27 protein-coding genes are annotated in these 25,137 nt (G+C 31.7%); 14 read left to right on the forward strand and 13 right to left on the reverse strand.

The features are described from left to right. Positions 1–4: 4 nt before the first annotated feature. The 5 genes from N2712_06030 to N2712_06050 form a co-directional block, all read right to left on the reverse strand. A complete protein-coding gene (locus N2712_06030; protein MCX8029536.1) occupies positions 5–2,647 on the reverse strand; it encodes a hypothetical protein in 2,643 nt (880 codons plus the stop codon). 157 nt (positions 2,648–2,804) lie between these two features. Then, a complete protein-coding gene (locus N2712_06035) occupies positions 2,805–3,365 on the reverse strand; it encodes a hypothetical protein (GenBank protein MCX8029537.1) in 561 nt (186 codons plus the stop codon). A gap of 9 nt (positions 3,366–3,374) precedes the next feature. Next, positions 3,375–4,304, reverse strand: coding sequence for a signal peptide peptidase SppA (sppA, locus tag N2712_06040; protein ID MCX8029538.1), 930 nt, complete (start codon positions 4,302–4,304; stop codon positions 3,375–3,377). 76 nt (positions 4,305–4,380) lie between these two features. After that, complete coding sequence (locus tag N2712_06045; GenBank protein ID MCX8029539.1) at positions 4,381–5,736, reverse strand: sigma-54 dependent transcriptional regulator; 1,356 nt, start codon at positions 5,734–5,736, stop codon at positions 4,381–4,383. A gap of 13 nt (positions 5,737–5,749) precedes the next feature. Continuing rightward, the gene (locus N2712_06050; GenBank protein MCX8029540.1) at positions 5,750–8,596 is read right to left on the reverse strand and encodes a UPF0182 family protein; all 2,847 of its coding nucleotides are present in this window, start codon (positions 8,594–8,596) and stop codon (positions 5,750–5,752) included. A 368-nt stretch (positions 8,597–8,964) separates the two neighbouring features. On the opposite strand from N2712_06050, the gene rpsQ reads away from it, so the two are divergent. The 11 genes from rpsQ (at position 8,965) to flgF (ending at position 14,236) form a co-directional block, all read left to right on the forward strand. Further along, positions 8,965–9,234 carry a 30S ribosomal protein S17 gene (gene rpsQ, locus N2712_06055; GenBank protein ID MCX8029541.1) on the forward strand — a complete coding sequence of 90 codons (270 nt, stop codon included), beginning with the start codon at positions 8,965–8,967 and terminating at the stop codon, positions 9,232–9,234. A 9-nt stretch (positions 9,235–9,243) separates the two neighbouring features. Further along, the gene (gene rplN, locus N2712_06060) at positions 9,244–9,609 is read left to right on the forward strand and encodes a 50S ribosomal protein L14 (GenBank protein MCX8029542.1); all 366 of its coding nucleotides are present in this window, start codon (positions 9,244–9,246) and stop codon (positions 9,607–9,609) included. Positions 9,610–9,620: 11 nt separating this feature from the next. Beyond that, complete coding sequence (gene rplX / locus N2712_06065) at positions 9,621–9,950, forward strand: 50S ribosomal protein L24 (GenBank protein ID MCX8029543.1); 330 nt, start codon at positions 9,621–9,623, stop codon at positions 9,948–9,950. A 30-nt stretch (positions 9,951–9,980) separates the two neighbouring features. After that, positions 9,981–10,565: a 50S ribosomal protein L5 gene (gene rplE, locus N2712_06070; GenBank protein MCX8029544.1), complete on the forward strand. Its 585-nt coding sequence runs from the start codon at positions 9,981–9,983 to the stop codon at positions 10,563–10,565. An 8-nt stretch (positions 10,566–10,573) separates the two neighbouring features. Beyond that, complete coding sequence (locus tag N2712_06075; GenBank protein MCX8029545.1) at positions 10,574–10,759, forward strand: type Z 30S ribosomal protein S14; 186 nt, start codon at positions 10,574–10,576, stop codon at positions 10,757–10,759. A 9-nt stretch (positions 10,760–10,768) separates the two neighbouring features. After that, positions 10,769–11,164 carry a 30S ribosomal protein S8 gene (gene rpsH / locus N2712_06080; protein ID MCX8029546.1) on the forward strand — a complete coding sequence of 132 codons (396 nt, stop codon included), beginning with the start codon at positions 10,769–10,771 and terminating at the stop codon, positions 11,162–11,164. A 10-nt stretch (positions 11,165–11,174) separates the two neighbouring features. Then, complete coding sequence (gene rplF, locus N2712_06085) at positions 11,175–11,711, forward strand: 50S ribosomal protein L6 (GenBank protein ID MCX8029547.1); 537 nt, start codon at positions 11,175–11,177, stop codon at positions 11,709–11,711. A gap of 11 nt (positions 11,712–11,722) precedes the next feature. Continuing rightward, positions 11,723–12,088, forward strand: a complete 366-nt coding sequence (gene rplR, locus N2712_06090; GenBank protein MCX8029548.1) for a 50S ribosomal protein L18 — start codon at positions 11,723–11,725, stop codon at positions 12,086–12,088. A gap of 9 nt (positions 12,089–12,097) precedes the next feature. After that, positions 12,098–12,619, forward strand: a complete 522-nt coding sequence (gene rpsE / locus N2712_06095) for a 30S ribosomal protein S5 (protein MCX8029549.1) — start codon at positions 12,098–12,100, stop codon at positions 12,617–12,619. A 92-nt stretch (positions 12,620–12,711) separates the two neighbouring features. After that, complete coding sequence (rplO, locus tag N2712_06100; GenBank protein ID MCX8029550.1) at positions 12,712–13,146, forward strand: 50S ribosomal protein L15; 435 nt, start codon at positions 12,712–12,714, stop codon at positions 13,144–13,146. 229 nt (positions 13,147–13,375) lie between these two features. Continuing rightward, a complete protein-coding gene (gene flgF, locus N2712_06105; GenBank protein ID MCX8029551.1) occupies positions 13,376–14,236 on the forward strand; it encodes a flagellar basal-body rod protein FlgF in 861 nt (286 codons plus the stop codon). Here flgF and N2712_06110 read toward each other — a convergent pair. The 5 genes from N2712_06110 to N2712_06130 form a co-directional block, all read right to left on the reverse strand. Beyond that, entirely contained in the window at positions 14,169–14,798 is a 630-nt protein-coding gene (locus N2712_06110; protein ID MCX8029552.1) for a phosphatase PAP2 family protein, read from the reverse strand. The two genes, flgF and N2712_06110, sit on opposite strands and share 68 nt — an antisense overlap. Positions 14,799–14,805: 7 nt before the next feature. Continuing rightward, positions 14,806–15,141, reverse strand: coding sequence for an STAS domain-containing protein (locus tag N2712_06115; protein ID MCX8029553.1), 336 nt, complete (start codon positions 15,139–15,141; stop codon positions 14,806–14,808). 117 nt (positions 15,142–15,258) lie between these two features. Next, positions 15,259–16,197, reverse strand: a complete 939-nt coding sequence (locus N2712_06120; GenBank protein ID MCX8029554.1) for a phosphoribosylaminoimidazolesuccinocarboxamide synthase — start codon at positions 16,195–16,197, stop codon at positions 15,259–15,261. 3 nt (positions 16,198–16,200) lie between these two features. After that, complete coding sequence (gene pheA / locus N2712_06125; protein MCX8029555.1) at positions 16,201–17,280, reverse strand: prephenate dehydratase; 1,080 nt, start codon at positions 17,278–17,280, stop codon at positions 16,201–16,203. 1 nt (position 17,281) lies between these two features. After that, positions 17,282–18,139: an HDOD domain-containing protein gene (locus tag N2712_06130; GenBank protein ID MCX8029556.1), complete on the reverse strand. Its 858-nt coding sequence runs from the start codon at positions 18,137–18,139 to the stop codon at positions 17,282–17,284. Between the two features lie 176 nt (positions 18,140–18,315). Between N2712_06130 and ispG the strand changes: the two genes are divergently transcribed. After that, positions 18,316–19,371, forward strand: coding sequence for a flavodoxin-dependent (E)-4-hydroxy-3-methylbut-2-enyl-diphosphate synthase (gene ispG, locus N2712_06135; GenBank protein ID MCX8029557.1), 1,056 nt, complete (start codon positions 18,316–18,318; stop codon positions 19,369–19,371). Positions 19,372–19,489: 118 nt separating this feature from the next. Here the strand turns inward: ispG and pta are convergent, their stop codons facing one another. Together pta and N2712_06145 are read right to left on the reverse strand one after the other, a co-directional pair. Further along, positions 19,490–20,500, reverse strand: a complete 1,011-nt coding sequence (gene pta, locus N2712_06140) for a phosphate acetyltransferase (GenBank protein MCX8029558.1) — start codon at positions 20,498–20,500, stop codon at positions 19,490–19,492. A gap of 100 nt (positions 20,501–20,600) precedes the next feature. Further along, the gene (locus tag N2712_06145; GenBank protein MCX8029559.1) at positions 20,601–21,950 is read right to left on the reverse strand and encodes a sigma-54 dependent transcriptional regulator; all 1,350 of its coding nucleotides are present in this window, start codon (positions 21,948–21,950) and stop codon (positions 20,601–20,603) included. A gap of 131 nt (positions 21,951–22,081) precedes the next feature. On the opposite strand from N2712_06145, the gene N2712_06150 reads away from it, so the two are divergent. After that, on the forward strand, positions 22,082–22,954 hold the full coding sequence (locus N2712_06150; GenBank protein ID MCX8029560.1) for a GGDEF domain-containing protein: 873 nt from the start codon (positions 22,082–22,084) through the stop codon (positions 22,952–22,954). A 45-nt stretch (positions 22,955–22,999) separates the two neighbouring features. Continuing rightward, positions 23,000–24,004, forward strand: coding sequence for a GNAT family N-acetyltransferase (locus N2712_06155; protein MCX8029561.1), 1,005 nt, complete (start codon positions 23,000–23,002; stop codon positions 24,002–24,004). A gap of 18 nt (positions 24,005–24,022) precedes the next feature. On the opposite strand, the gene N2712_06160 is transcribed toward N2712_06155, so the two are convergent. Then, positions 24,023–25,000 carry a metallophosphoesterase gene (locus tag N2712_06160; GenBank protein ID MCX8029562.1) on the reverse strand — a complete coding sequence of 326 codons (978 nt, stop codon included), beginning with the start codon at positions 24,998–25,000 and terminating at the stop codon, positions 24,023–24,025. Positions 25,001–25,137 lie beyond the last annotated feature (137 nt).

Consider the following 25,137-nt stretch of genomic DNA (forward strand, 5'->3'; position numbering starts at 1 on the left):
TTAGCTACTTTTTTACACTAACTGCTATATAGTTTCCGTAGTTATCGTGCGATATTATGAATCCTTTTTCAGATATTAGTTTACTACCGGTTGTTTTTATATTCATTTTTTCTGCTATTTTTTGGATTTTCTCAGGTTGCCCTAGATCTTTCATTATCCACCATTCAATTAGTATTGAAACTCTTTCAAAAACTGTTATGTCGTCAGTTTTTACTAATATGTCCATTAATTTCTTGTTTGGTGCTATTATGTATCCCTTTTCAGAGACTAGTTTTGAAATACTTGTCTTTCCTAGTAGATAGTAAAAATATAGAGAGAAGCTTTCAGATCCATAAAGTCTCTTTGATATTCTAGAAAAACTATCAATGCCAGGGGTATAATCTACCTTGATTAGAGATGGAATGTTATTTATGTCGTTTTTAGGTAGTATTACTTTTTCTGTTTTGTTTATTGGTTTTACTTCGGAGATTTTCTTAATCGTCTCTTCTAGTTCTAATATCTTTTTTTTGAGTTCTTCATTTTCTTTTCTCAATTTGAATATTTCATCGTTAATATTTTGATTCTGTAACTTAGGTGTCTGTTGTTCTAATTGTATTTGAGGTATGTATTCTACTGTTGTTGATGTGTTTATGACTTGCCCTGTTTCTAAAAATCCTTCTACTCTTATCAGGTTTATACCATTTTCAAGTTGAATGTTGGTAATTAAAAATGTTTGAGGATTCTCGACAAGGATTACGGGTATTCCTTGTCTGTATATTATTGCTGTTTTGAATTTGCCTTTAAACTCGATGGTTGTACTTAAAGTTTGGCTAAAAGTTTGTTTTGGAATGTCTTTTATTAGTATTTCTGATGGAACTGAAGAGAATACTACATCGAAATCTTTTGTGCTTGAATTTCCTGCTTTGTCGTATGCTACTACTTTTAAGGTTTTTACATTTCTGTTTGGTATTGAGAAGGATATATCCTTACCATCTTTTAACTCTGTTTCTGTTAAATTTGATATAGTTTCGGAAAAAATAATTTTGTCTATGAATGGGTCTTGAACTTTTATATTAAATCTATCATTTTTTTCGACTATTTTTGTTCCATCTTCAGAAATAATTTTAGGTTGAGTAGTGTCAACTATTACTGATAGGTTATTTGTTGAGTAATTGTTGAAACTATCTCTATATACAAATGTTATATTGTTGCTACCTTCGATAAGTGGAATAGAAATTAGGATTCTATTTTGGTTCTTATCAAAAGATGTTGCTTCTTTTCTTCCGTTTATTATTGCTTCTATGCTTTCTACGTCGGATGATATTGCTCTTCCGGTTATATCTATTTTTCTCTGGTTATGGAAGAGTGGTACAGGAGAAAATGATATCGATGGAGGCTTACTTCTAATTACTATTATGTCTTTTATTGTTTCTTTTGTGTCTTCTGAAACATAGTCAATGTTTAGTATATAAGTGTCATCAATTAAGTTTGTGGTGTTAAATGTTATGGTGATATTGTCTTGTGACTTGTTTATAGAAGGAGTTATGTTGAATATTTTCCCTAGGTTTAACGAAACCAGTGACACTGAAATAGTGGATATAGAGTTTAATTTGTAACCATGTAGAGATGCCTGTATATTATTTTTACCTATATAACTTATGTTTTGTATTTTAAGGAATGGTTTTTGGTATTCTAATACTGCAAATGTACCTGTTTTGTTATCGAATCCTATGAATATCATGTTATTCAGGATAGATATGGTACTTGCTATAGGTTTTCTTAGGATCTCATTTCGAGCTAATTCGTATTTATCTGTTTCTGTGTCAAACGTTACTAATCCATCGTATGTTGCCATGACTAATGTTTTGCCTATTATATCCATTGAGAAAACAGCAGAATTATATCCTAATCTTCTCAATTGTTCTAATCGCTTGTTAAATACCATTAGGCCTAGTGAAGTTCCTAAATATATGTTGTCTCCAAAACAAACAATTGACATTATACTCTTTGATAATGTTGGATAATCCGATGATGAGTATCCTGAGTAAGTGTACAATACGTAATCAAAAATTGATATTCCTTCAGAAGATGCTACTACTTTATCAAATGATTGAAACCTTATATCTTTTATGAAGTTATCAACAAGCCCATTTACAGCTGAAATTGGTGTGTTGTTCAGGAAATTTTTACTATAATCGTAAGTATATATTCCCCAAGATCTCGTTCCTATGTAAAGGTTTTTGTTATCTGTATATAGAGATGTTATGTTTGGATCTTTAAGACCTTTTTGTTGGTTTATTTCATTAACTACAGAAAATTTTTCGTTTAATATTAATACTCCTTTTGTTGTTCCGATAAAAACATACGATGAGGAAGATGCTAGCGATGTTATAACACTGTCTGTTAGAAGGTTTTCTATACCTTTTATTTCTGTAAGTTTTTTCGAGTTTATATCAAAGTAGAATAATTTTTTGGGAGTTGAGAATAAAAAGCCATTTCCAAAAGGTGTTGAGAATTTTATAAAATCGTTTATCTGGGATATAAAATATTCTTTCATCTGAGAGTTTAGAGTGTTTGGATAGAAGAATAGAAGTATTACGATAATACAAAACAGACTTATGTTTGGTAAAATAAGGTTTTTTATATTGTGTAGAATGTTTTTTCGCATATATTAAATATAATAATTTGTATCTTTTGGAGTCATAACTTTTTAGTAAATTTCGGATGTTAATAATACTAGAAGGTAATAGGGGTTTTCTTTGTATTACAAGAAAGAGTAATGTAAATTTAGTTAGGATATATTTATGAGTTATTGAAGCTGTGGTCTACATTGATACTACGTCTTGAATTGCTCCTGATATTGTTATGTAGCTTGATACTAGTATAAGTATCAATATAACTGCTATTATGATATATGGGCTTAGTAATATTAGTATTGCTGTTGATTTTGCTATTTGAAATATTCTTGATATCCCTACTATGAGATAATACAATTTGAAGATAAAGACTCCTAATGCTACAATTCCTAATATCCAATTTGCGATGAATGATAGAGGGAAGATTATTATGATAGCTAAATCAATTATACCAACTGAAAACAGAAACCAAAAGACCTTTGGTGTATCAATTAATGGTTTCTTGCCTATAGATAGTGAAAAACCTATTATAAACACTGTATATATAAGTGCAAGTAATATGAATATAGTTCCTGCTAGAATGCTGGTATCAATTCTGTTTGACGACTGGAATACCAGAGCAAAAAAGGAAAATACTATACCTATTACTCCGAGTTTTTCTATCTCGACTCTATCTTCAGAAATGTTATTAATTGTTTCCTGAGGATTTGTAAAGTATTCAATTATGTTGTATAGCGTATTTTTAATCATTTTATCCTCCTAATGTATAATGTACATTATTCTAGGATATTCATAATTTATGATGTTTAATTTATACAAGCTTGACATTATTAAATCTCTTAATAGATTTCTTCTTTTAGGCATTTTGACATAGTTTATGGTAGTTTCTCCTGTTAATTCTTTTAATTTTTCTTCAACAGTGTTTTCATCGCCTACGGCGTCTATAAGTTTATAATTTAAGGCATCCTCTTCTATTATTATTCTTCCATCTGCTACCTTTAGAAGTTCTTGTTTTTTAAGTTTATCACCCCTGTATTTAAGGATTACTTCAATGAATCTGTTGTAGTAAACATCGATAATTCGTTGTATAATTTTTTTCTCATCTTCTGATATATCTCTATACGGAGATAATATATCTTTATATTGGCCGCTTTTGAATGTATATGGTTTTACCCCTATTTTGTCGAGTAAACCTTTGATGTTAAGAGACTGTGAGATGACTCCTATACTTCCAGTTATGGTACCTCTGGATGCTATTATGAAATCAGCGGGTACTGAAATATAGTATCCACCCGAAGCAGCTAGTTCTTTCATATAGACTACTATTTTTTTACCTTTACTTTTTGCATAATCTAGAGCAGATACTATAGTTTCTGCTCCACTTACAGTACCACCTGGACTTGTTATATCAATTCTTATGGCTTTTATATTTGGAGCATCTGCTAGTTTTTTTATGTCTTCAGATATTCTTTGTGCACTTACAAAGTCTTGTGTAAGTTCTTCTTCATCTGTTATTATTGCTCCCTTTACTTCGACTAATCCTACATTTCCAACTATCGCGGAAACACCGACTGTTAAAACATTGCTTTTTCTAGATTCAAGTGAGATTAAGACAATTCCAATTATAATGTTCACAATCAATAACATAGCGATTACTACTATTACTATGTCTTTTATCTTCTCAGACATAGAATCCTCCTAAACTTGCAAGAATATTATCCACCGATATTATATAGACTTTCAAGCTAAGATTAGTAGAAAATAATTAATCGTTTTTTTGGTTTATCCTTATACCTAAGGCTTCAAGCTTTCTGTATAGATAAGTTCTGTCAAGTTGTGTTAATTCAGATAGTTTGGATATGTTATTGTTCGACTTTTCTAGCATTTTTGTAAAGTAAATCTTTTCAAACATTTCTTTAGCTTCTTTGTAAGGTAATGAAAGATCAAAATCAAATAATTCCTTTTCATTCAGAAGTTCAGGAGTATATTTTTTTACATCATCATATGTTATAGAATCGTTATTTGAAACGATTACAAGCCTTTCTACTATATTTCTTAGCTCTCTTACATTCCCTGGCCAATTGTAGTTTGTTAATATTTTTATAACGCTTTCATCAAAATTTAAAACTTTTCTTTTGTATGTTTTTGAAAACTCGTTTAAGTAGTAACTGGCTATTGGTAGTATATCTTCTTTTCTTTCTCTAAGGGGGGGGATGTATATGGGAATTACATTTATTCTGTAAAATAAATCTTCTCTAAATTGGCCATTTGTTACCATTGCTTTCAAATCCTTATTAGTAGAACATATTAGCCTTATATCTACGGATATATCTTTATTGCTTCCTAGCCTTTGTATTACTCTTTCCTGTAATACTCTTAATAGTTTAGGTTGTAAATGAAGTGGAAGATCACCAATTTCGTCAAGGAATAGAGTTCCTTTATCTGCCATTTCTATTTTACCTTTTCTTGAAGATACTGCACCTGTGAATGCCCCTTTTTCGTATCCAAATAGCTCACTTTCTAGCAGAGTGTCAGGTATAGCGGCGCAGTTTATTGCTATGAATTGTTCGTTTTTTCTTGGACTTTTGTAATGTATAAGTCTTGCTACTATTTCTTTACCTACACCATTTTCACCTGTTATTAAAACTGTTGATGAATTATCTCTTATTTTCTCGATAGTTTCAAGTATATTCTTAATAGTGTCAGAGTTTCCTATTAATTTGTAATTTTTCCAGATAGAGCTTTTTTCAAGTTCTAGTTCTCTGAATCTGATAGCATTTTTTACTGTGCTTATCAGTTTTTCAATTGATAATGGTTTTTCAACAAAATCAAACGCACCTAATTTCATACATTCAACAGTTGCTGATATAGTACCGTGTCCTGAAATTATAATGACTGGTATCATTGGAAACTGTTTTACAATCTCTTTGAGTATATCGATACCACTTTTGTTTGGCATCAATAGGTCTAGTATTATGGTATCTACATCTTCGGTATTCAGTATATTTATGACTTTGAGTTCATCATTAAGTGTTATTACACTAAATCCATAGTCCTCTAATACATCTTTTATAGTTTTTGTTATATTTATTTCGTCGTCAACTACTAAAATTTTTCTCATACTCTATGAGTTTTTACTTTGAGTTCTCTTTTAAAAATTCTTCTAGTTCCTTTAATTTTCTTGCTGCTCCTACAAAGTCTCCATTTCCAGTTAATCGTTTATATTCGTCGAGGTATTGCAATGCTCTTAATATCACTATTCTAGATACTCCTGTTTTTTCTTGTATTTGTGATGCTGCTTTTTCTATTGAATTTATATCAATTTTCTGTCCTGAGAATAGTTTTGATATTGCTTTTGAGATAGTTTCATCCCAAACTATTCTTTCACCCTCAGACATAGCAACTCGTCTAAATTCTGGTATTTTGGCTTCTTCTGCTTGAAGATATATTGGTTCGTAATATAGTAACGAGCTCTCGATTGGCAGTATCATCATGTTACCTCTAAGTACTTGTGATCCTTGTTGGTTCCATAGAGTAATTTGAGCTGAAATCTCAGGATCTTGGCTTATTCTAGCTTCAATCTGTAATGGGCCAAACACTAGTCTATCTTTTGGCATCCTAAATACTACTATTCTACCGTAGTTTGCATAATCTGATTCTACAGCCATCCAAGCTACTAAGTTGTCTTTATCTTTAGGAGTAAAAGGTATGACTAGTAAAAACTTAAGCTCTTTTTCGTTTGGTAGTCTTGTTACTATGTAGTAGGGGTCTACTTCTATGTTATTGCCAAACTTGACTTCTTTGGCTAAGTTCCAGACGTCCTCTTGATTAAAGAATATCTCTGGATCCTTCATGTGATATATTCTATAAATCTTGCTTTGTATCTTTAGTAATCTTTCAGGGTATCTGATGTGTTTTCTTAGATCTTCATCCATTTGGTGTAGTTCCTTGAATTGTATATTAAACATATTCTTGAATACATTTATTACAGGTTCGGTTGGATCAACTGTATAGTATTCAACGTTACCATTATATGCATCAACAACTACTTTAATTGCATTCCTTATATAGTTGATGTTTCCAGTATATTTTGAGTATGGAAACATGTCTGAAACTGTGTATCCATCTATTATCCAGTATAACTTTCCTTTTGATACGACTATGTATGGGTCATTTTCATAAACTATGAAAGGTATAATCTTGTCAACTCTTTCTAAGACATTTCTGTTTATTAATATTCTAGTCTCATTGTTTATGTACTCAGAAAACAAGATTTTTATGTCTTCATTTAAGTAGAGAGCAAATAGTATTTTTTTCCAGAAGTTATCAATTTTTATACCCGCAGTTCCTTTATATCTTGTGTATACATTTTCATCAGTTTCTCCAGCAGATGAAGGGTAATCAAATTCGTCTATTCCAGCATTTACAAAAACATAATGATCGGTTAATTCTCCAAAGTATATTCTTGGTTCTTCGACAGCTATTTCAGGGTATGATGATATGGGGGGTATATCTTTGACAAAAAGTTTAGGCATACCGTTAGGTAGTATTTCGTTGACAGGACTTACAACGACACCTATACCATGGGTATATCTAAAATGAACATTTATCCAACTTTTTGAATTTTCTGGTAACGACTCAATATCTAGCTCTCTTGCTGATATCATAACCTGTCTAAGAGAGTTACCTAGGTAATATCTGTCAACATCTATGTCATTGAACTTGTAGTAGAACCTTATTGTTTGTATTTGTTTATACGCATCTCCTAATGGTTTCCAATCCCATAGACGGAGATTTTGGATGATATCGCTATTTCTTGATAGTACATCTGGTGTTAGTGGTTTGTTATCAAAAAAAACTTCATTTACTTTATCTAAGCCATAAGCTACAAGTGTAGAATTTATATTGTTTTTTATGAATTCCTTTTGTTTGTCTAGTTCTGAAGGTTTTACTATGAACACTTCTATCACCGAAGGATATATTGAGTACATGCCTATAGCCAGTATTATAGATGCACTTGATACTATTAATATTTTTCTAATTTGGTTACTGAAAAGGAATAATATTGATATAACTGAAACGACAATAAATATATAACCTATTATTCTTATAACAGGCAAGACAGCATATATTTCTTTGTATCCAGGACCACTAAAAAGTCCATTGTCTACAAATAGAAGATGATAAGGTGTTATGAACGATATTCTTATACCTAAAACTAAAAACCATATTATTAGGACGAGTATAGAGTAAGTAAAAATGTTTCTTGCTAGTTTATTAGGCATTCTGCCAGATAGTAGAGTAAAAATGAAACTTGTTCCTTGAAATCCTTCCTGAAACCTCAAGTAAATGTAGAGTATAAAAAGCATAAAAACTGATACTAGGAATAGAAACCACTGTATATTGTTGAAGACAGCGTTTATAAAAGGAAGTGAAAACATGTAGAATTCTGCTGGCATACCAAAGATTGGGTCTGTGTAGTTTAGTGTTGATACTTTACTAAAAAATTTTGCTATATCCATCCAGTCGTTAGTTGCTGCTACGTATCCGAAATATCCAGATACAACAATAAGAATAAGCCAAACTATTACCGTTGAAAATTTCTGAACTGCTTTCATTAGCTCAAATTCAATAACTTTGATAAGTCCTATTGGGAATCTTGGAAAGAATATTTTTATAGGTATATATACGAATAGTAAGAAACCTACCAGGACTAATCCAAATGTTACTAAGAATATTACAACTTTGTATTGTATTATACCCCAGAATACATTAAAGTATCCTACTTCAGAGAACCAAAGAATATCAACTATAAACTTCACGATTTCATCAAGTACTAAGACAAATATTATGCCTAATATACCAATTACAACACCTGTCCAGATATGTTTGAATAGCACATTTCTTGTTCTAATGTAGGATATTAGTGCTTGAACGATGAGTGGAATGAAGAATATAAGAAGCATTATTGCTTTTATCATTTTCTGTCCTCCTTGGAGTATTATAAAGATAATCAATGTGTTTATATTTTTTCAAACTGTCTGTATAGAACTTTGAAGGAAGTGGAGGGTGATGATTAGTTTGTAACAGCGTAGTTAATTAAAGTGTAAAAACGGTACAAGTTAACTTTTTCATTATCTATAAGTATAGGTTCAGTTACAAGATTAGCAAAGAGTAAGCTAATAAGTGTGAAAAGTATAATAATATCTTGCAATAAAAATTGTTTAGGAATAGAGGGGTAGGAAGATATCGATTTGGTTACTGTTAATTTTTGAGGTTTACTTTGTGTTTTAGTTTGAAAGTAATTCTTAGTTTTATTAAAATTCTACTTACCTTTTTAGGGGTACTTATGGGACGAGTTATATACAAAGTAGGTAAAGTTGTAAGTGATAAGATGGATAAAACAAGAGTAGTTGTGTATGAATATTATAGAATGCATCCTGTTTATAGAAAGTTTGTTAAGAAGAGGACAAAATATTATGTTCACGACGAAAAAAATGAGAGTAAAGTTGGAGATGTTGTCAAAATAAGGTTTACAAGGCCTTTAAGTAAGTTAAAAAGGTGGGTCCTTGTTGATATTATTGAGAAAGCTGAAAAAACAGAGGATGTTAACGTCTAGGAGGTAGTTATGGTGCAACTTACTACTTATCTTAATGTTGCTGATAATACAGGTGCTAAAGAAATAATGTGTGTAAAAGTTTTGCCAGGTAACAAGAAGTATGCTACAGTTGGTGATGTTATAGTTGCGAGTGTAAAAAAAGCTCTTCCAAATGGAATGGTTAAGAAGGGTGATGTCGTTAAAGCAGTTGTTGTTAGGGTTAAGAAGGAAATAAGAAGGCCTGATGGTTCTTATGTGAGGTTTGATGATAATGCTGCGGTAATAATAGATAATATGGGAATGCCGAAAGGTACTCGTGTTTTTGGGCCTGTTGCCAGAGAGCTTAGGTACAAGAATTTTACTAAGATTCTTTCTCTTGCTCCTGAAGTTGTTTAGGGGGAATAATTATGCCAAAGAAAACTGTTAAGACTAAATTGAAAAAGGGTGATGTAGTTGTAGTAATAGCAGGAAAAGATAAGGGTAAGGTTGGAGAGATAATTGATTTTGATGGTGATAGAGTTTATGTAAGGGGTGTTAATATCATAAAGAAAACTCAGAGGAAAACAAAAGATAATCCAAAAGGTGGTATAATTGCTACGGAGGGATCTATACATATATCAAATGTTATGATATACAACAAAAAACTGGGAAAGGGTGATAGGATTGGTATTAAGTATGTTAATGGTAAAAAAGTTAGAGTATTCAAAAAAACGGGTGATTATGTAGACAAAGTATAGTGGGGGTAGAGTATGGCTAAGAAAAAATCTATGGTTGAGGTAGGAGAAGGTGTTAATATAAAGTCTTTTACTCCAAAAACGAAAGAGCTGTACGAAAAAGAAGTTGTTAAGAAACTTATTGATGAGTTTGGGTATAAATCAGTCATGGCTGTTCCGAAGTTGGAGAAAATAGTTATTAATGTAGGTTGGGGTGAGGCTGTTGCTGATCCTGATTCTCTTGATGTTGTAATGGATGAACTTACACTGATGACAGGTCAAAAAGCAGTTAAGACTTATGCTAAGAAATCTATTTCTAACTTCAAAATCAGAAAAGGAATGCCGATAGGTGCTAAAGTAACTCTTAGAAAAACACTTATGTATAACTTTCTGGATGTACTTATAAATATTGCTTTGCCTAGAACTAAAGACTTTAATGGGGTTAGTACCAAAGGGTTTGATGGTAGAGGAAACTTTTCTTTCTCGATAAAGGAGCAAGTTGTCTTTCCATCTATTAAGTATGACATGATAAAACAAATTCATGGGTTGGATATAACAATAGTTACCACTGCAAAAACTGATGTTGAAGCATACAAGCTTCTTAAATATTTAGGTTTTCCTTTTAAAGAGAAGGATTAGGAGGTTATATGGCTAAGAAATCACTTATAGTAAAACAACAAAGAGAACCAAAATTTAAGGTTAGAAAGTACAATAGATGTAAAGTTTGTGGTAGAGTTAGAGGATATATAAGAGATTATGGACTTTGTAGGATGTGTTTTAGAGAATTTGCTCATAGAGGTTTTTTACCTGGTATCAGAAAAGCATCTTGGTAGGAGGATGTTATGGGGCTTATAGCAAACACAATAAGTGACTCGTTGAATAGGATAAAAAATGCTAATAGAGTTGGTCATCAATATGTATTTGTGAAGAAATCGAAATTTCTAGCTAATATTCTTAAAGTGATGAAGGAGAATGGTTATATAGGAGACTTCGTGGAAGATAGCGAAAAGAGATATTTTTATAAAGTTGAGCTTAAGTACTATAATGGTAAACCAGTTATAAAGGATATAAAAATACTGAGTAATCCTTCAAGGAGGCTTTATTTAGGATATAGAGATATGAAACCGTATAAAAACAATCTTGGTATTACTATAGTTTCGACTCCTAGAGGTGTTATGACTAGTGTTGAAGCTAAAAACCTTAAAGTTGGTGGTATGTTGATATGTTCAATTTGGTAGGAGGCTTTATATGTCTAGGATAGGTAAAAAACCAATTCCAATACCTAGTGATGTTGATGTTGTTTTGGAAAATAATGTTATATCTGTTAAAGGTAAGCTTGGTGAGATTAAAATGAAATTGAATCCAGTTATTGACGTGAAAATAGAGAATAATAATGTTGTGGTTTCACCAAAGTCTGAGACTAAATTTGCTAAAGCTATGTGGGGAACTACAAGAGCACTTATAAATAACATGATAATAGGAGTATCAAAAGGATTTTCAAAAACGTTGCAACTAGTTGGTGTAGGATACAGAGCTAGAATGGAAGGAAACAAGCTTATATTGAATGTCGGTTACTCACATCCTGTTGAATTTGTACCACCTCAAGGTATAAAGTTTAATGTTGAAGATCAGGTTAAAATAACAGTTAGTGGATATGATAAGCAACTTGTTGGACAAGTTGCTGCTAACATAAGAGCCATAAGAAAACCAGAGCCTTACAAAGGTAAAGGTATAAGGTATGAAAATGAAGTTATAGTCCTTAAAGAAGGCAAGAAATCTAAGTAGGAGGTTGGACTATGATTAACAAAGTTGCTGTGAAAAATGAGAGAAGAGAAAGAAGAAAAAAAAGAGTAAGAAAATCAATATTTGGTCTTCCTAGTAGGCCTAGGGTGTCAATTTACAAATCAAATAAGTACATTTATGCGCAGGCAATAGATGATATAAACGGTAGAACTATAGTAAGTGTGTCATCTATTTCGAGGGAGTTTGACAAAAAGTTGGGAGATACTGTTGAAGATGCTAAGATTTTAGGAGATTTGATGGCTAAGAAATTGCTTGAGAAAGGAATCGATAAGATCGTCTTTGATAGGAATTTCTACAAGTATCATGGTGTTGTTAAGACTTTTGCTGATGCTATGAGAGAAGGTGGAATTAAGTTTTAGGAGGTTAGTATGGCTGAAGGTAAGGAGCTAAAAGAAAAAGTTTTGATGGTAAGAAGAGTTGCTAAAGTTGTTGAAGGTGGTAAGAGGTTGCACTTTAACGCTTTAGTTGCTGTTGGTGATGGAGAGTCTATGGTTGGAATAGGTTACTCTAAAGCGAATGAGCTCATAGATGCTGTGAGAAAAGCTATAAATAAAGCAAAGAAAAACATGTTTAAGGTTAAGTTTCAGAAGAAACAGAGGACAATTCCTCACGAAGTAGAGATATCATACAAATCTTGTAAACTTGTAATGAAACCAGCTGCACCTGGAACGGGTGTTATTGCTGAAACTAATTTGAGAAGTATCCTAGAACTTGCTGGTTATCATGATGTAATAACTAAGATAATAGGGTCTACAAATCCTGTCCTAGTATCAAAGATTGCAGTAATGGCTTTAAACTCTCTAGAATCTCCAGAAGAGGTTGCTAAAAGAAGAGGAATAACAGTTTCTAAGATGTTTAGTATTTTCAAAACTAATAGTTCAAATTCTTAACAAAGGTTATCCAAAGCCGCCTACTGGAAGGATAACCTTTGTAAAAAGGCGGGGTATAAATACCAGTATTACTAAAGGAGGAGTTTTTGTGTATGCCTACTTTGAAAAGACCTAAATATGTTAAAAAACCAACAAGAAAGGGAATAGGTATAGGTTCTGGTATAGGTAAAACCTCAGGTAGGGGAGGTAAAGGGCAAACTGTTAGAGGTAGAGGTAAGGTTGCTCCTTACTTTGAGGGAGGACAAACACCTTTGCATAGAAGACTTCCTAAAAGAGGTTTTAATTCAACTTTTAAAATTGAGTACGATATAGTAAATGTTGAGAAGTTAAACGTATTTTCTGATGGAGATGAGGTTAATATTGAAACCCTTAAACAGAAAGGGCTTGTTAAAGGTAAAAATCCTGTAAAAATATTAGGTAATGGTGAACTAAAAGTCAAGAAATTAGTAGTAAAAGTAAATAAAGTTTCTGCTTCTGCGAGAGAAAAATTAACTAGAAATCAGTGTTCTATACAGCTTATAGACTAAAGGTAAAGTTTGACTAAGGTTTGGTTATATATTGTATTGTTTCCGAAATGCTTCGTTGTAAGAAAGTAAGTTAGTTTGGTGGTATATTTTTTGGTAATGTGTAATCTGTCTTTTGTAAGAGTTGTAAAGTACAGTGCTTGAAAAGCGTTGACGTCTAAGTTTATTAGTTCGTTTTAGTTTTTTTGTTAACATCTTATCTTTTTTTACGAAAATTCTTTTAGGAGATTTTATGGTAAGAGGTATATATACCAGTGCTTCCGGAATGATAGCTCAGCTTGAGAACTTGAATACTATAGCGAATAATTTGGCAAATTCTAATACTACTTCCTACAAAAAGGAAGTTTCTTTGTTTAAAGCGTTTCCTGAAATGTTGGCAAGGAGAGTTAATGATAATGGAGTTGTGACATTTCCTTTAGGGTCTTACGATAGAGCACCAATAATTGGTAAGTTTGGTACTGGCGTTGAAGTTAATGAAATTCAAACAATATTCGAGCAAGGATCTTTAAAACAGACGGAGAATCCTTTTGATCTTGCTATTGAAGGTGATGGATTTTTTGTTGTTGAGACACCTGAAGGATTAAGACTTACTAGAAATGGTACTTTTAAAATAAGTGATGATAATTATCTAGTGACGAAGGAAGGATTTAAAGTTATGGGTGAAAATGGTTATATAAGAATTAAGATTGGCAACTTTAAGGTTGACAAACAAGGTAATATTCTGATAGATCCTACTCACGATCCTGCTATACTCGACGAATTTGTAGCTACAGATAGAAGTGATATTAAAGATCAAGAGATTGTTGATAGAATAATGCTAGTTAATGTTCAATTTCCTAGATATCTCAAAAAGGAAGGACATTCTTATTACGCAACTACTGAGCTTTCAGGAGATATGGAGATATTGCAAGGGGAAAAGAGACCTAAAGTACATCAAGGATTTCTAGAGATGGCAAATGTCAATCCTGTTGTTGAGATGGTAAGGATGATTTCAGCTGAAAGAAGTTACGAGGCAAACTCAAGAGTTATCCAGACAAACGATACTCTGCTTGGAAGAACTGTGAATGAAGTAGGTAAGGGATTATCAACTTAATCAAGTTAAATATATAAGTATATAAGTACTTACTAATCTCAAATGATATGAATGCTAGTAGTATTCCAAATAAAACATCTGTTAAGTAGTGTACTCCTAAGTAAATTCTTGAAAATCCTATTAGTATTGCTATGGAAAGTATAAACAAAGATATTTCAAAGAAAAAGTTGTTTACCACAAAAAATGTTACAAAAGCTCCTGCTGTATGTCCTGAAGGAAACGAATATCTATCAGGTGGTATTATGAGTCTTTTTACAGTTGTTCTATGTTTTATATATGGTCTTTTTCTAGTTATTATATTTTTTATTATTTTTTGAAAGATTACCTGTATTATAAGTGCGGTACTTAAAAATATTCCTATCTCAATATTCCAAAATATTCCTATCAGTATAGCAATTAAAGTGAGAAACCACCAATCACTTAGCCTGGAAATATTTTTTAGTAGAAAAGTTAAGTATTTGTTTCTTACTTTCATGATTTTGGATATAATCCAAAGGTCAAACTTTAGAACTGTTGAGAATTTATTAGATATGGCTGCTTTAATTTTTTTTATTCTTTCCATGTATAAGTTACTCTTTAAAAGCTTTTATAGCATCTTCAACGGAATCGTAATACGAGAAAAGGTTTTCAAGTTCAACAAGCTTAAGGATCTTTCTTATCTGCTGATCAACATTTGACAGTTTTACTCCACCTTTGTTTGCTGTTGTCCTTCTAAGAGAAGATATCAAAACTCTTATACCGCTACTAGATAAATGCTGTACCTTTTGAAAGTCAAATATCACTTTATTTATATTGGTGTTAAATATTTCACTCATTTGTTTTTCAAGTTCTAAAGCGGCTTGAACGTCGATTCTTCCTTCTAGGTATACGATTACTATGTCTCCGGATTTTTCAACCTTGTACATAAAAGTACCTCTAAGTTAATAGAGTATAATTTACAGTAAAATTCTTTTTCAACTTTATTGATTGTAGTTTAAATGGTGTATAATGCTTACGTATAATATTCTTGATAGAGATGTTTTTTAGAATACTATTCTTCTAAATATTTCATAATATCTTTTCAAAGTTTCCTCTACAATGTTTTTTGGAAGTATAGGTGCTGGATAAGTTTTGTTCCAGTTAAGTGTCTTAAGGTAGTCTCTGACAAACTGTTTATCATAGCTTTCTTGGTGTTTACCTTCTTGGTATGTATCTTTATTCCAGAATCTTGATGAGTCTGGCGTTAGTACTTCATCAACTAATACAATTTTGTTTTGGTTATCGAAGCCAAATTCAAATTTTGTGTCGCAAAGTATAATACCTTTGCTTTCAAGATAATTTGAAGCGATTTTGAAGATTTCTAAACTTTTTGATTGAATATCGTCGATAATGTCTCCAACTATTTTTCTTGCTTCTTCGATATTTATATTTATATCGTGACCTATGTCAGATTTAGTTGATGGAGTGAATATCGGTTTTGGTAATTTTGAAGATATTTTAAGTCCTTTTGGTAATTCAATGCCACATATTGAACCTGTTTTTGTATATTCTTCGTATCCAGAACCTGCAAGATATCCCCTTATTATACATTCGATCTGATAAACTTTCATCTTTTTTACGAGCATGCTTCTGTATTTTAACATTTCAGCGTAGGGTTTACAGACAGATGGATATTCTTCTGGTATGATACTAACAACGTGATTTGGTATAACTTTATCAAATTTTCTAAACCAAAAATATGATAGCATGTTCAGTATCATTCCTTTGTATGGGATTGGTGTTGGAAGGATAACATCAAATGCTGATATTCTATCTGTTGACACAATTAGTAAGTAATCACCTACTTCGTATATATCTCTAACCTTACCTCTTTTAACTAGTTTCATACCATCAAAGTCTGAGAAGTAGAATATATTGTAATCATTGATGTTTTTGATTTTGTCTGATAAGAATTCGTTGAATTCAAAAAGTATTTTTTCCATAGTTTACTCCAATACTATTCCTTTTGGGTAAGAGCCCAATATCTTTAATAATGATGCGTTTTTTTCAACTTCTGTAAGTAATTTCTGTATTTTGTGATCTTGAGTGTGTCCTTCGAAGTCAATGAAAAATAAGTAATCCCAGAGTTTTATTCTTGAAGGTCTTGATTCGATTTTCGTCATGTTTACATTCATATCTTTGAAAGGTTTGATGAGATCAAATAGTGCTCCAGGTTTATCATTTATATAGCATAATATAGTAGTTTTGTCATCTCCTGTCATATTTACACTTTCTTCGCCTATTATCCAGAATCTTGTTGTGTTCATAGGATCGTCTTCGATATTTTTTGCAAGTATTTTTAGGTTGTATTTTTTTGAGAGAATTTCGTTTCCTATTGCTCCTGATTGAGGTTTTGTTGATGCTATCTTTGTTGCCTCTGATGTGCTACTTGTTTCGATTATTTCTACGTTACTTAAATTATTTTCTATCCATTCTTTACATTGCCCCAATGCTTGAGGATGTGAGTACAGTGTTTTTATTTTTGATATATTGTCTTCCTTTGAAAGAAGTGAGTGGTGTACTCTTAAGAAAATCTCGCCCATTATTTTAAGATGAGAATCAACGAAGTTATCAAGAGTTTGAGCAACTACCCCATTATAAGAATTTTCTATTGGTACTACACCTACATTAGCCTTACCTTTTGAGACTTCTCTAAAGATATCTGAAATGTTTTTAGCGTAAATCTTCTCAACATCATAACCAAATCTTCTTGTTACTGCTATTTCAGAGAATGTTCCTTCAGGGCCAAGCAGTGCAATACTAATTCTTTCTTGGATATTTCTGGTCATTGACATTATTAGTAAAAAAATGTCTTCTATATAGTCATATGGAAGTCCCATTTCTTGGGATTTGAATTTTATTTTATCTATAATTTCGTTTTCTCTATTAGGGTCATATATATTCAAACCGTTTTTCTTTTTTTCTTCTCCTATCCTTACTGCTATTTCAACTCTTCTCTTTATTAGTGATAGTATTTCGTCATCGATTTTTTCTATGTTTTTTCTGAGTTCTTCAATGTTTTTCATCCTAAACCTCCGGGGATATTTCGAGCATCTTTTCCATTGTTTTTATAATTGATTCCCTTTCGTTTGGTATTCCTAGGTATTTTAGGTATTCATCTGCTCTTTTGTTCCTTTTTTCACTAACACCTATTTCTACTAGATTTTCTGGTATAAAGTTATATGAAAGTTCATTAGCGGTTGATATTACAACTATATCTTTTCTTATTTCTTCGGGTGCGTCAAACGGGTTATCATGATAAAGTATTATATCTGAGATAAACTGTGGTAAGTTCCAATAATTTGCTAGCATGTTACCTATAGTATTGTGAGAGATTCCTATTACTTCCTCTTCACTTTGGGATATGGTTTTGTTGTAAAAGAGAAAATTTTTCAGGAATTGTACTTTGTATTCCTTGGTTATACTACTCAATATTATTTTTCCTATATCGTGCAATAATCCTCCTACAAAGTATTTTTCTGGGTCACTAAGTCTGAGTTTTTTAGCTATTACCCTTGCTCCACCCGCAGTAAGTAGTGAGTGTTCCCAGAGTCCTTTGATTGAAGAAAACCAATATCCTGAGACGTCAACATTCATAATTGATTTTATTGATATTGCTAAAGCGATACTCCTTATTGTGTTAAGCCCTAACACTATTATTGCTTCTCTGACAGTTGTTATACTTCTTGGAAAACCATAGTATGCAGAGTTTGCCATCTTGAGTACTTTTGCTACGAGTAGAGGTTCTTTCTCGAGAGTTTCTTCTATCTCTCTGATGCTTGCTTCAGGATCTTCAAGTTTTTTGAGTAGTGTGCTAACTATAAAGGGTAAAGGTGGTGTACTTTCTATTATTTTATTCCACCTGAGAAGTTGTTCTTCATCCATAATTAGAATGATATTTATACTAACTTTCTGAATTCAAATATGTGAAATTTAATTTGATGGGATATACGATTGAGTTTTTGTTGTTTCAAGCATTGTCTTTTGGCTAAAGCTTGAAAAGTAGAAGAGTTTTTTATAGATTTAAAAACTATTAAAGAATTTGAGATGAGAGTGTGATTATGATAGAGAGAAGAAAAAGTAGAAGGGTAAGAGTTGGAGATAAGTATATAGGTGGGGATGCTCCAGTAACAGTTCAAACAATGCCAACAAGTAAGACAACAAACATAAAGGAAACTGTCGATATAATAAAGAAATGTGAAGAGGCTGGTGTTGATATTGTAAGACTTGGAATGCCTGATATAGAGTCTGCAAGAGCAATAAAAGAAATAAAAAAACATGTGAAAGTTCCTATAGTTGCTGATATACATTTTGATTATAAGATAGCACTTGAAGCTATTAAGAGTGGAGCGGATAAAATAAGACTTAATCCAGGAAACATAAAAGAGAAATGGAAAGTTGAAGAAGTAGTTAGAGCTTGTAAGGATAATGGAATACCGATAAGAATAGGTGTAAATGCTGGTTCAATAGATAGAACAAAGTATCCAAAACCTACAGCCGAAGCTCTTGTTGATTCTGCATTTCGACATGTTAGAATACTCGAAGATTTGGGGTTTTATGATATAGTTATATCTGTAAAGCATAATGATGTAATAACTATGGTTGAGGCGTATAGACTAATTGCCAAGCAATGTGATTATCCTTTACATTTGGGTGTAACGGAAGCAGGTACAGAATTTAGATCAACTATAAAGAGTACTATAGGAATAGGTACACTTCTCATGGAAGGTATAGGAGATACTATAAGAGTTTCGCTAACAGGTGATTCTGCAAAAGAAGTTGAGATAGGTATAGCAATACTACAACAGTTTGGATATAAACCAACTTATGTTGATGTTGTTTCTTGCCCTTTGTGTGCAAGAGCGGATGTTAATATAATTGAATTGACTAATAAATTTGAAGAAAAAGTTAAAAATCTAAGAAAAAAGGTTAAGGTTGCTATAATGGGGTGTGTTGTTAATGGGCCGGGGGAATCAATGGATGCAGATATAGGTGTTTCGTGTGGCAAGAGTGGATCTGTTGCATACAAAAATGGGAAAATTTACAAACGTCTTAATAACGATGAGATACTGGACTTTTTACTTGAGGAAGTAAACAAATTTAATCCTACTCACTAAAAAGTATTTGTCTTCGAATAATCTATTGACTTATATAAATGTTAATTTTACGGCTTTTTTGAGCTTGGAGGTTTTGTTTGTGTTTATATTTTAGTCTTGGTTAACGAAAAGAATTTGTTTAGATGTGTTCTTTTACCTGTAGTAACGTCATTAAAGCCATTACATATATATCTTCAACGGAGCAACCTCTTGATAAATCATTTACAGGCTTGCTAAGTCCTACCAAAACAGGGCCGTATGCTTTCATTTTTCCTATTCTTTGTGCTATTTTATAGCCTATATTACCTGCATCAAGGTTGGGGAATATGAATGTATTTGCTTTGCCTGCAACTTCCGAGTTGGGGCATTTGATATTAGCAACAGTTGAAGATATCGCGGCATCAAATTGCATTTCTCCATCAAACTTAAAGTCAACATTTTTCTCTTTTAGTATTTTAACTGCTTGTCTTACTTTATCGACGGAGGGGCCTGCTCCACTACCATATGTTGAATAAGAGAGTAGAGCAACCATGGGGTCAGAGTTTAGAAAGAATTTTGCTGCGTTTGCTGCATTGATAGTTATATCTACTAGTTGTTCTGGTGTTGGATCAACAACAAGGGCACAATCTGAAAATACCATTCTACCCCCATCGCCTATACTTTCATCAGGAGAAACCATGATAAAGAAACTTGATACTGTTTTTATACCTTTTTTGGGTTGAACTATCCATATACCTGCTCTTATAACATCAGAAGTAGGGCTTAAGCTACCTGAAATCATGCCATCAACTATACCTTTTCTAACCATCATTGCACCAAAAGCATTAACATTGCTTGTTATGTACTTATTGCAGTCATTTCTTGAAACTCCTTTATGTTCTCTTAGTTTATAGAATTCATCAGAAAAATCTTCAATCCATTCTGATTGTTTCCAATCAATTATCTCAAACCTTGAAACATCAACTCCAATCTCCTCTCCTATTTTACTAATTTCATCTGGATTTCCAAGTAAGATTATCCTTAGATTGAATTTCTCTCTTGTTAGCATGTCAACAGCTTTTATTACTCTGGTATCGTTAGCTTCAGGAAAAACAAGACTTCCTTCCATTCCTTCAAGCTTAGATCTTATTTCATCAACAAAATCAATCATAACCTCCTCCGAGAAATGAATAGTTTTGAAAAGGAATTTTAAATAATGCTCTTAAAGCCTCTCAATATGCCAAAAATAATTCTTGCTCAAGATTGTAATACTATTTTAGACCTAGTTCTTTCATTCTTCTCAATAGGTTATTAGGGAGTATTCCTAGAGAATAGGCAGTTTTTGAAATGCTATTTTTATTCTTATCGAGATGATATTTGATATAAATCTTTTCAAATTCTTCTCTTGCTACATTAGGTGGTAGTGGATTTGATAAGATTAACATTATTTTCTCTTGTTTCTTGTTATCTGTGAATGTACTTAGTACTTTTTCAACATCTTCTTTGGTTATTACTTCCTTCTCTGATAATACAACTAGTCTTTGGATGATATTTTTGAGTTCTCTTATATTTCCGGGATAATTATAGTCTTCTAGCATTTTTAGTGCTTCTTCTGATAAAATTTTGAGAGGTAAACCTTCTTTTTGGTTTGTTTCGTTTAGAAAGAATTCTGCTAAGAGTCTTATATCTTCTTTCCTTTCTCTGAGAGGTGGTAGGTGTATTGTAATTACGTTTATCCTATATAGCAAGTCATCTCTGAAGGTTTTGTTTTCAACCATGTTTTCAAGATTTTTGTTTGTGGCTGATAGAATTCTTACATCAACTTTTATAGTTTCTCTACCACCTATTTTTGTAATTTCTCCATATTCTATTGCTCTTAAAAGTTTTGCTTGATGATCTAGAGATAAATCTCCTATTTCATCTAGAAATAGGGTCCCCTCGTTTGCTATTTCAAATTTACCTTTTTTGCTTTGATAGGCACCTGTGAATGATCCTTTTTCATGTCCAAACAATTCAGATTCAAAAAGTTCTGATGGTATAGCAGAGCAGTTTATTTTCACAAATTCCTTATCTCTCCTTTTACTTAAATTATGAATTAGAGATGCTATTCTTTCTTTTCCTGTTCCTGATTCTCCCAGTATCAAGACAGGAAAACTAGTAGTAGCTGATTTTTCAACAAGTTTAATGATGTTTTTCATTTTGGGACTTTGGGTGATTATGTTTTCACTTATAAGTTTTGTGTCTAACAGTTTTTTTAGTCTTAGATTTTCAAGTGCGTTTTTAATGGATACTTTTAGTCTGGTTGGAGATATAGGTTTCTCTATAAAATCAAATGCACCTAATTTAATACTATCTACTATGTTGTCTATTTCAGAGTGTGCTGATATTACTATTACTTGAGACTTTATTCCATTTTCTTTGACGAATTTTATTATCTCTTTACCATCTTTGTTTCCTAACTTTAGATCAACTAGTATAACGTCTGGTAATATATCTTGTATTAGTGAGGTTTTAAGTTCTTTGGATATTTTAACTTCAAACTCATCTTGGAGGATGTTTTTTATAGATATTAACACTTCTGGTTCGTCATCTATAACTAGAATTCGGTACTTATGTTCCATACGTGTGATAAATATAAACAATATCGTTAGAAAAGAGTAACTTATTGAAACGTGTTGAATTAAATTATAACTGTCTTGAAAGAAATTTCTGCTATCAATAATACTTATGCATGTTTTTTTGAGGTAAATCTATGAAAGTTTTTTTGTCAAATCATAACTACTACAAATCTCCACTTGTAACTGAAACTGAAGATAGGACAATTCTTGAACTTTATAAGGCTATTTTTTCTTCGAGCGATCAGATTAAGGAGATACATAACGTAAGAAAAAAAGTTAAGGATAATAAGTTTTTTCAGAAACTTTTGTTTCTTCTTACGGGTATTCAGTTTGATGAGGAGCTATCTGAGGCTTTGTGGAATGAAATAGAAAAGTATCATAAGGATATGGTTTCATCGATAGGTAGAAATATTCATATAAGTGCTACTGTTGTTGACTATATGTTTAGAGTTAAAAATTACTTGAGGAATCCATCTGTTGTTGATCTCGTGTTAACAGAAAAGATAAAGAATAGTGTTCTTCAAGATTTCATAACGGGGCTTTATAGGGGGTCGTACTTTGAAGATTTTGTTAAAAGGGAACTAAATAGATCTCAGAGGCATAATCATTTTTTTTCAATAATATTATTTCAAGTGAATGGGCTTGAGAGTATATCTCTATCAGGGAATACTAATATTGCTATTAAAATACTTGTTGATGTGAGTACTATTGTTAAGAATTCAAAGAGAGCAGAAGATATAGCTTTTAAATTCAGTGTAAGTAAATTCGGTATAATTCTGCCAGAAACAAATAAGAAAGGAGCATTACTTTTCGCAAGGAGGCTTTTGTCAGAAATATCTTCATCAGTTATGTCAACATCTGGATTGATATTTGGTTTATTTTTGAGTATGGGAATACAAACTTATCCTGAAGATGGAAAAGATGTTCAGTCTATTATTTCAAATGTTGAAAAAGCACTATATAAATCCAAAATATCAGGTCATAATAGGATTATTTACGAGATATAAGTTGATAGATGAAATAAGTTGTTTGTTAGACTTAAAATTTATAGTGTGTTATCAAAGATATACATAACTGAAATAAAACCTAGTGACTATGACAAGGTTGTTGAGATAACTAAAGACATATTCGATTTGTCATCTTTTAGAGTAGACGAAAATGCTCTAAAACTTATAGGTAGAGAGAATGTACACAAAGTTTCTATAGGAATACTAGAGAATGCTACATCTACCTTTATAGCAGTAAGTGGTAACAGGATTATAGGTTTTTTATCGTGGTCTTTTGATAAAGTTTTGACAAAGTTGACATCGAGGGGATACTATAAGATCAAGCTATTTGGTGTTGATAAAGATTATCAGAGAAAAGGAGTAGGTTCTCAGCTTTTGTCGTATTTTCTTGATTATGTTAAGAAACGCAAAGGAGATATAGTTGAAGTTAGTACCGATGTAGATAATCTTCCAGCAACAGGAATATACCAGAAGTTTGGTTTTAAATATACATCTTCTTTTACCACTTTGAGATTTTACGGTTCTGTAAATATGGATAAAACGAATGATAGTGTAAAAGTAGTTAGGGTGGTAAATGTAAAAGATTTTGATGAACTTATCAGGATTAGGAGCAAGAATTTTGATCCGAAGAATTATCCTATACAGTGCTTATTTGATAGTAGAATAGAAGATAAACTAAAGGATGATATTTTGTATAACTATCATACCTCAATACAGAGTAACCCAAACATATTTAGAGTTTACGTAGCATTTTTTAATGGTAAAAGTGTGGGGTATGGTGCTATAAAAGAAGATTTTTCTTTATCCTCACTGTTGTCTAGAATTTCCAGTAAGCAAGTAGTGGTTTATAGGATATTTGATCTTTTTGTTGATAAAGAGTATACTAGGAATGGTATTGGTTATAGTCTTGTAGTTAACATGATAAAAGATATCCCGAAGGGATATGATTTTATTGAATGTTTAGTTCCATCGCACAATTACGCTATGGTTAATACACTTTTGAAAGTGGGTTTTAGAGTGTCTCATATTATGCTTAATTTTGCTAAATAAGCTTTGAATAAGAAAATTTTATTCTGCTTCAGCTGCAAATGGTATCTTTTCTTCTTGTATTGTTAGGTAATCTTCGCAATTTTCGGAATCGTAGATTATTACAGTTTTGTTTTTTATTTCGATCATTCTATAGTATCCATCTTTGCCAATTGAACCTGTTTGTATATGATATGTTTCTCTTTCTTTTGCTATTAGCGGAAAAGATGTTACGAGATTTGTTTTGCTATCGAAAACTCTATTTTTGTGAGTGTGTCCTGAAAGTATTAGTGATACATTGTACGTGTGCATAAGTCTTTGGAATTCATCTCTACCGAATTTGAATACTCCTTCTTGTATTCCATTTTGTGGATTTAGATAAGGATGATGTGTAATGATTATGTTTATATTACTGGATGTCTTAAGTGCTCTTTCAAGGAAGTCTAGTTGATTTTGAAAAAGTCCAACGCTTTCAGGATCAGGTAATATCGAATTATGCGAGAAAAGAGAAAAATAGTAGTCATAACCAGTATCGAGAAATATAAGTCTAACATCCTGTATGTCAATATAATAATTTACAAAATTGCTACCTATAAACTTTCTGTAATTAGGTATATCCGTAGATGATAACTTTAACATGGTTTCGTATTCATGGTTACCAGGAACAAAGTAAAGTGGTATTTTTAGGTCTTTATCGAAGTAGAAATTACCATTTGAGTAGTAGAATAAGTTATTCAAAATTTCATAATTTGCTTTGGCAAATATTCCTTCACCAAATTCTACTATGTCGCCAGATACAATAACTACGTTTGGAGATAGTATATTAATGTTTTTTTGTAACATCTTGATATTCCTCGAATAATTTTTGGCGAAAAGGTTTATGTTATCTATGTGTAAATCTGTTAAGTGTAGTATTCTTAATCCCATTGAAGTATTTGTGGATATTATAGCTGTTACAACAGCAAAAATCAAAGATTGTGAGATTTTATGATTACTTAGGTTAAAAGTTAATTTTATCACATTGTCAAAAATTTAATGATTTTGTTGAGTTTTTCAAGACTATTTAAGTTTATGAAAACATAGCTTAATTGTTATTGAAAGGGGCTAGATTTTTGGCTTGTATATTCTAAAGATGTTGTTGATCTTAAGTTTTGATA

It is taken from the genome of Brevinematales bacterium, assembly GCA_026415355.1.
Classification (GTDB): domain Bacteria; phylum Spirochaetota; class Brevinematia; order DTOW01; family DTOW01; genus SKYB106.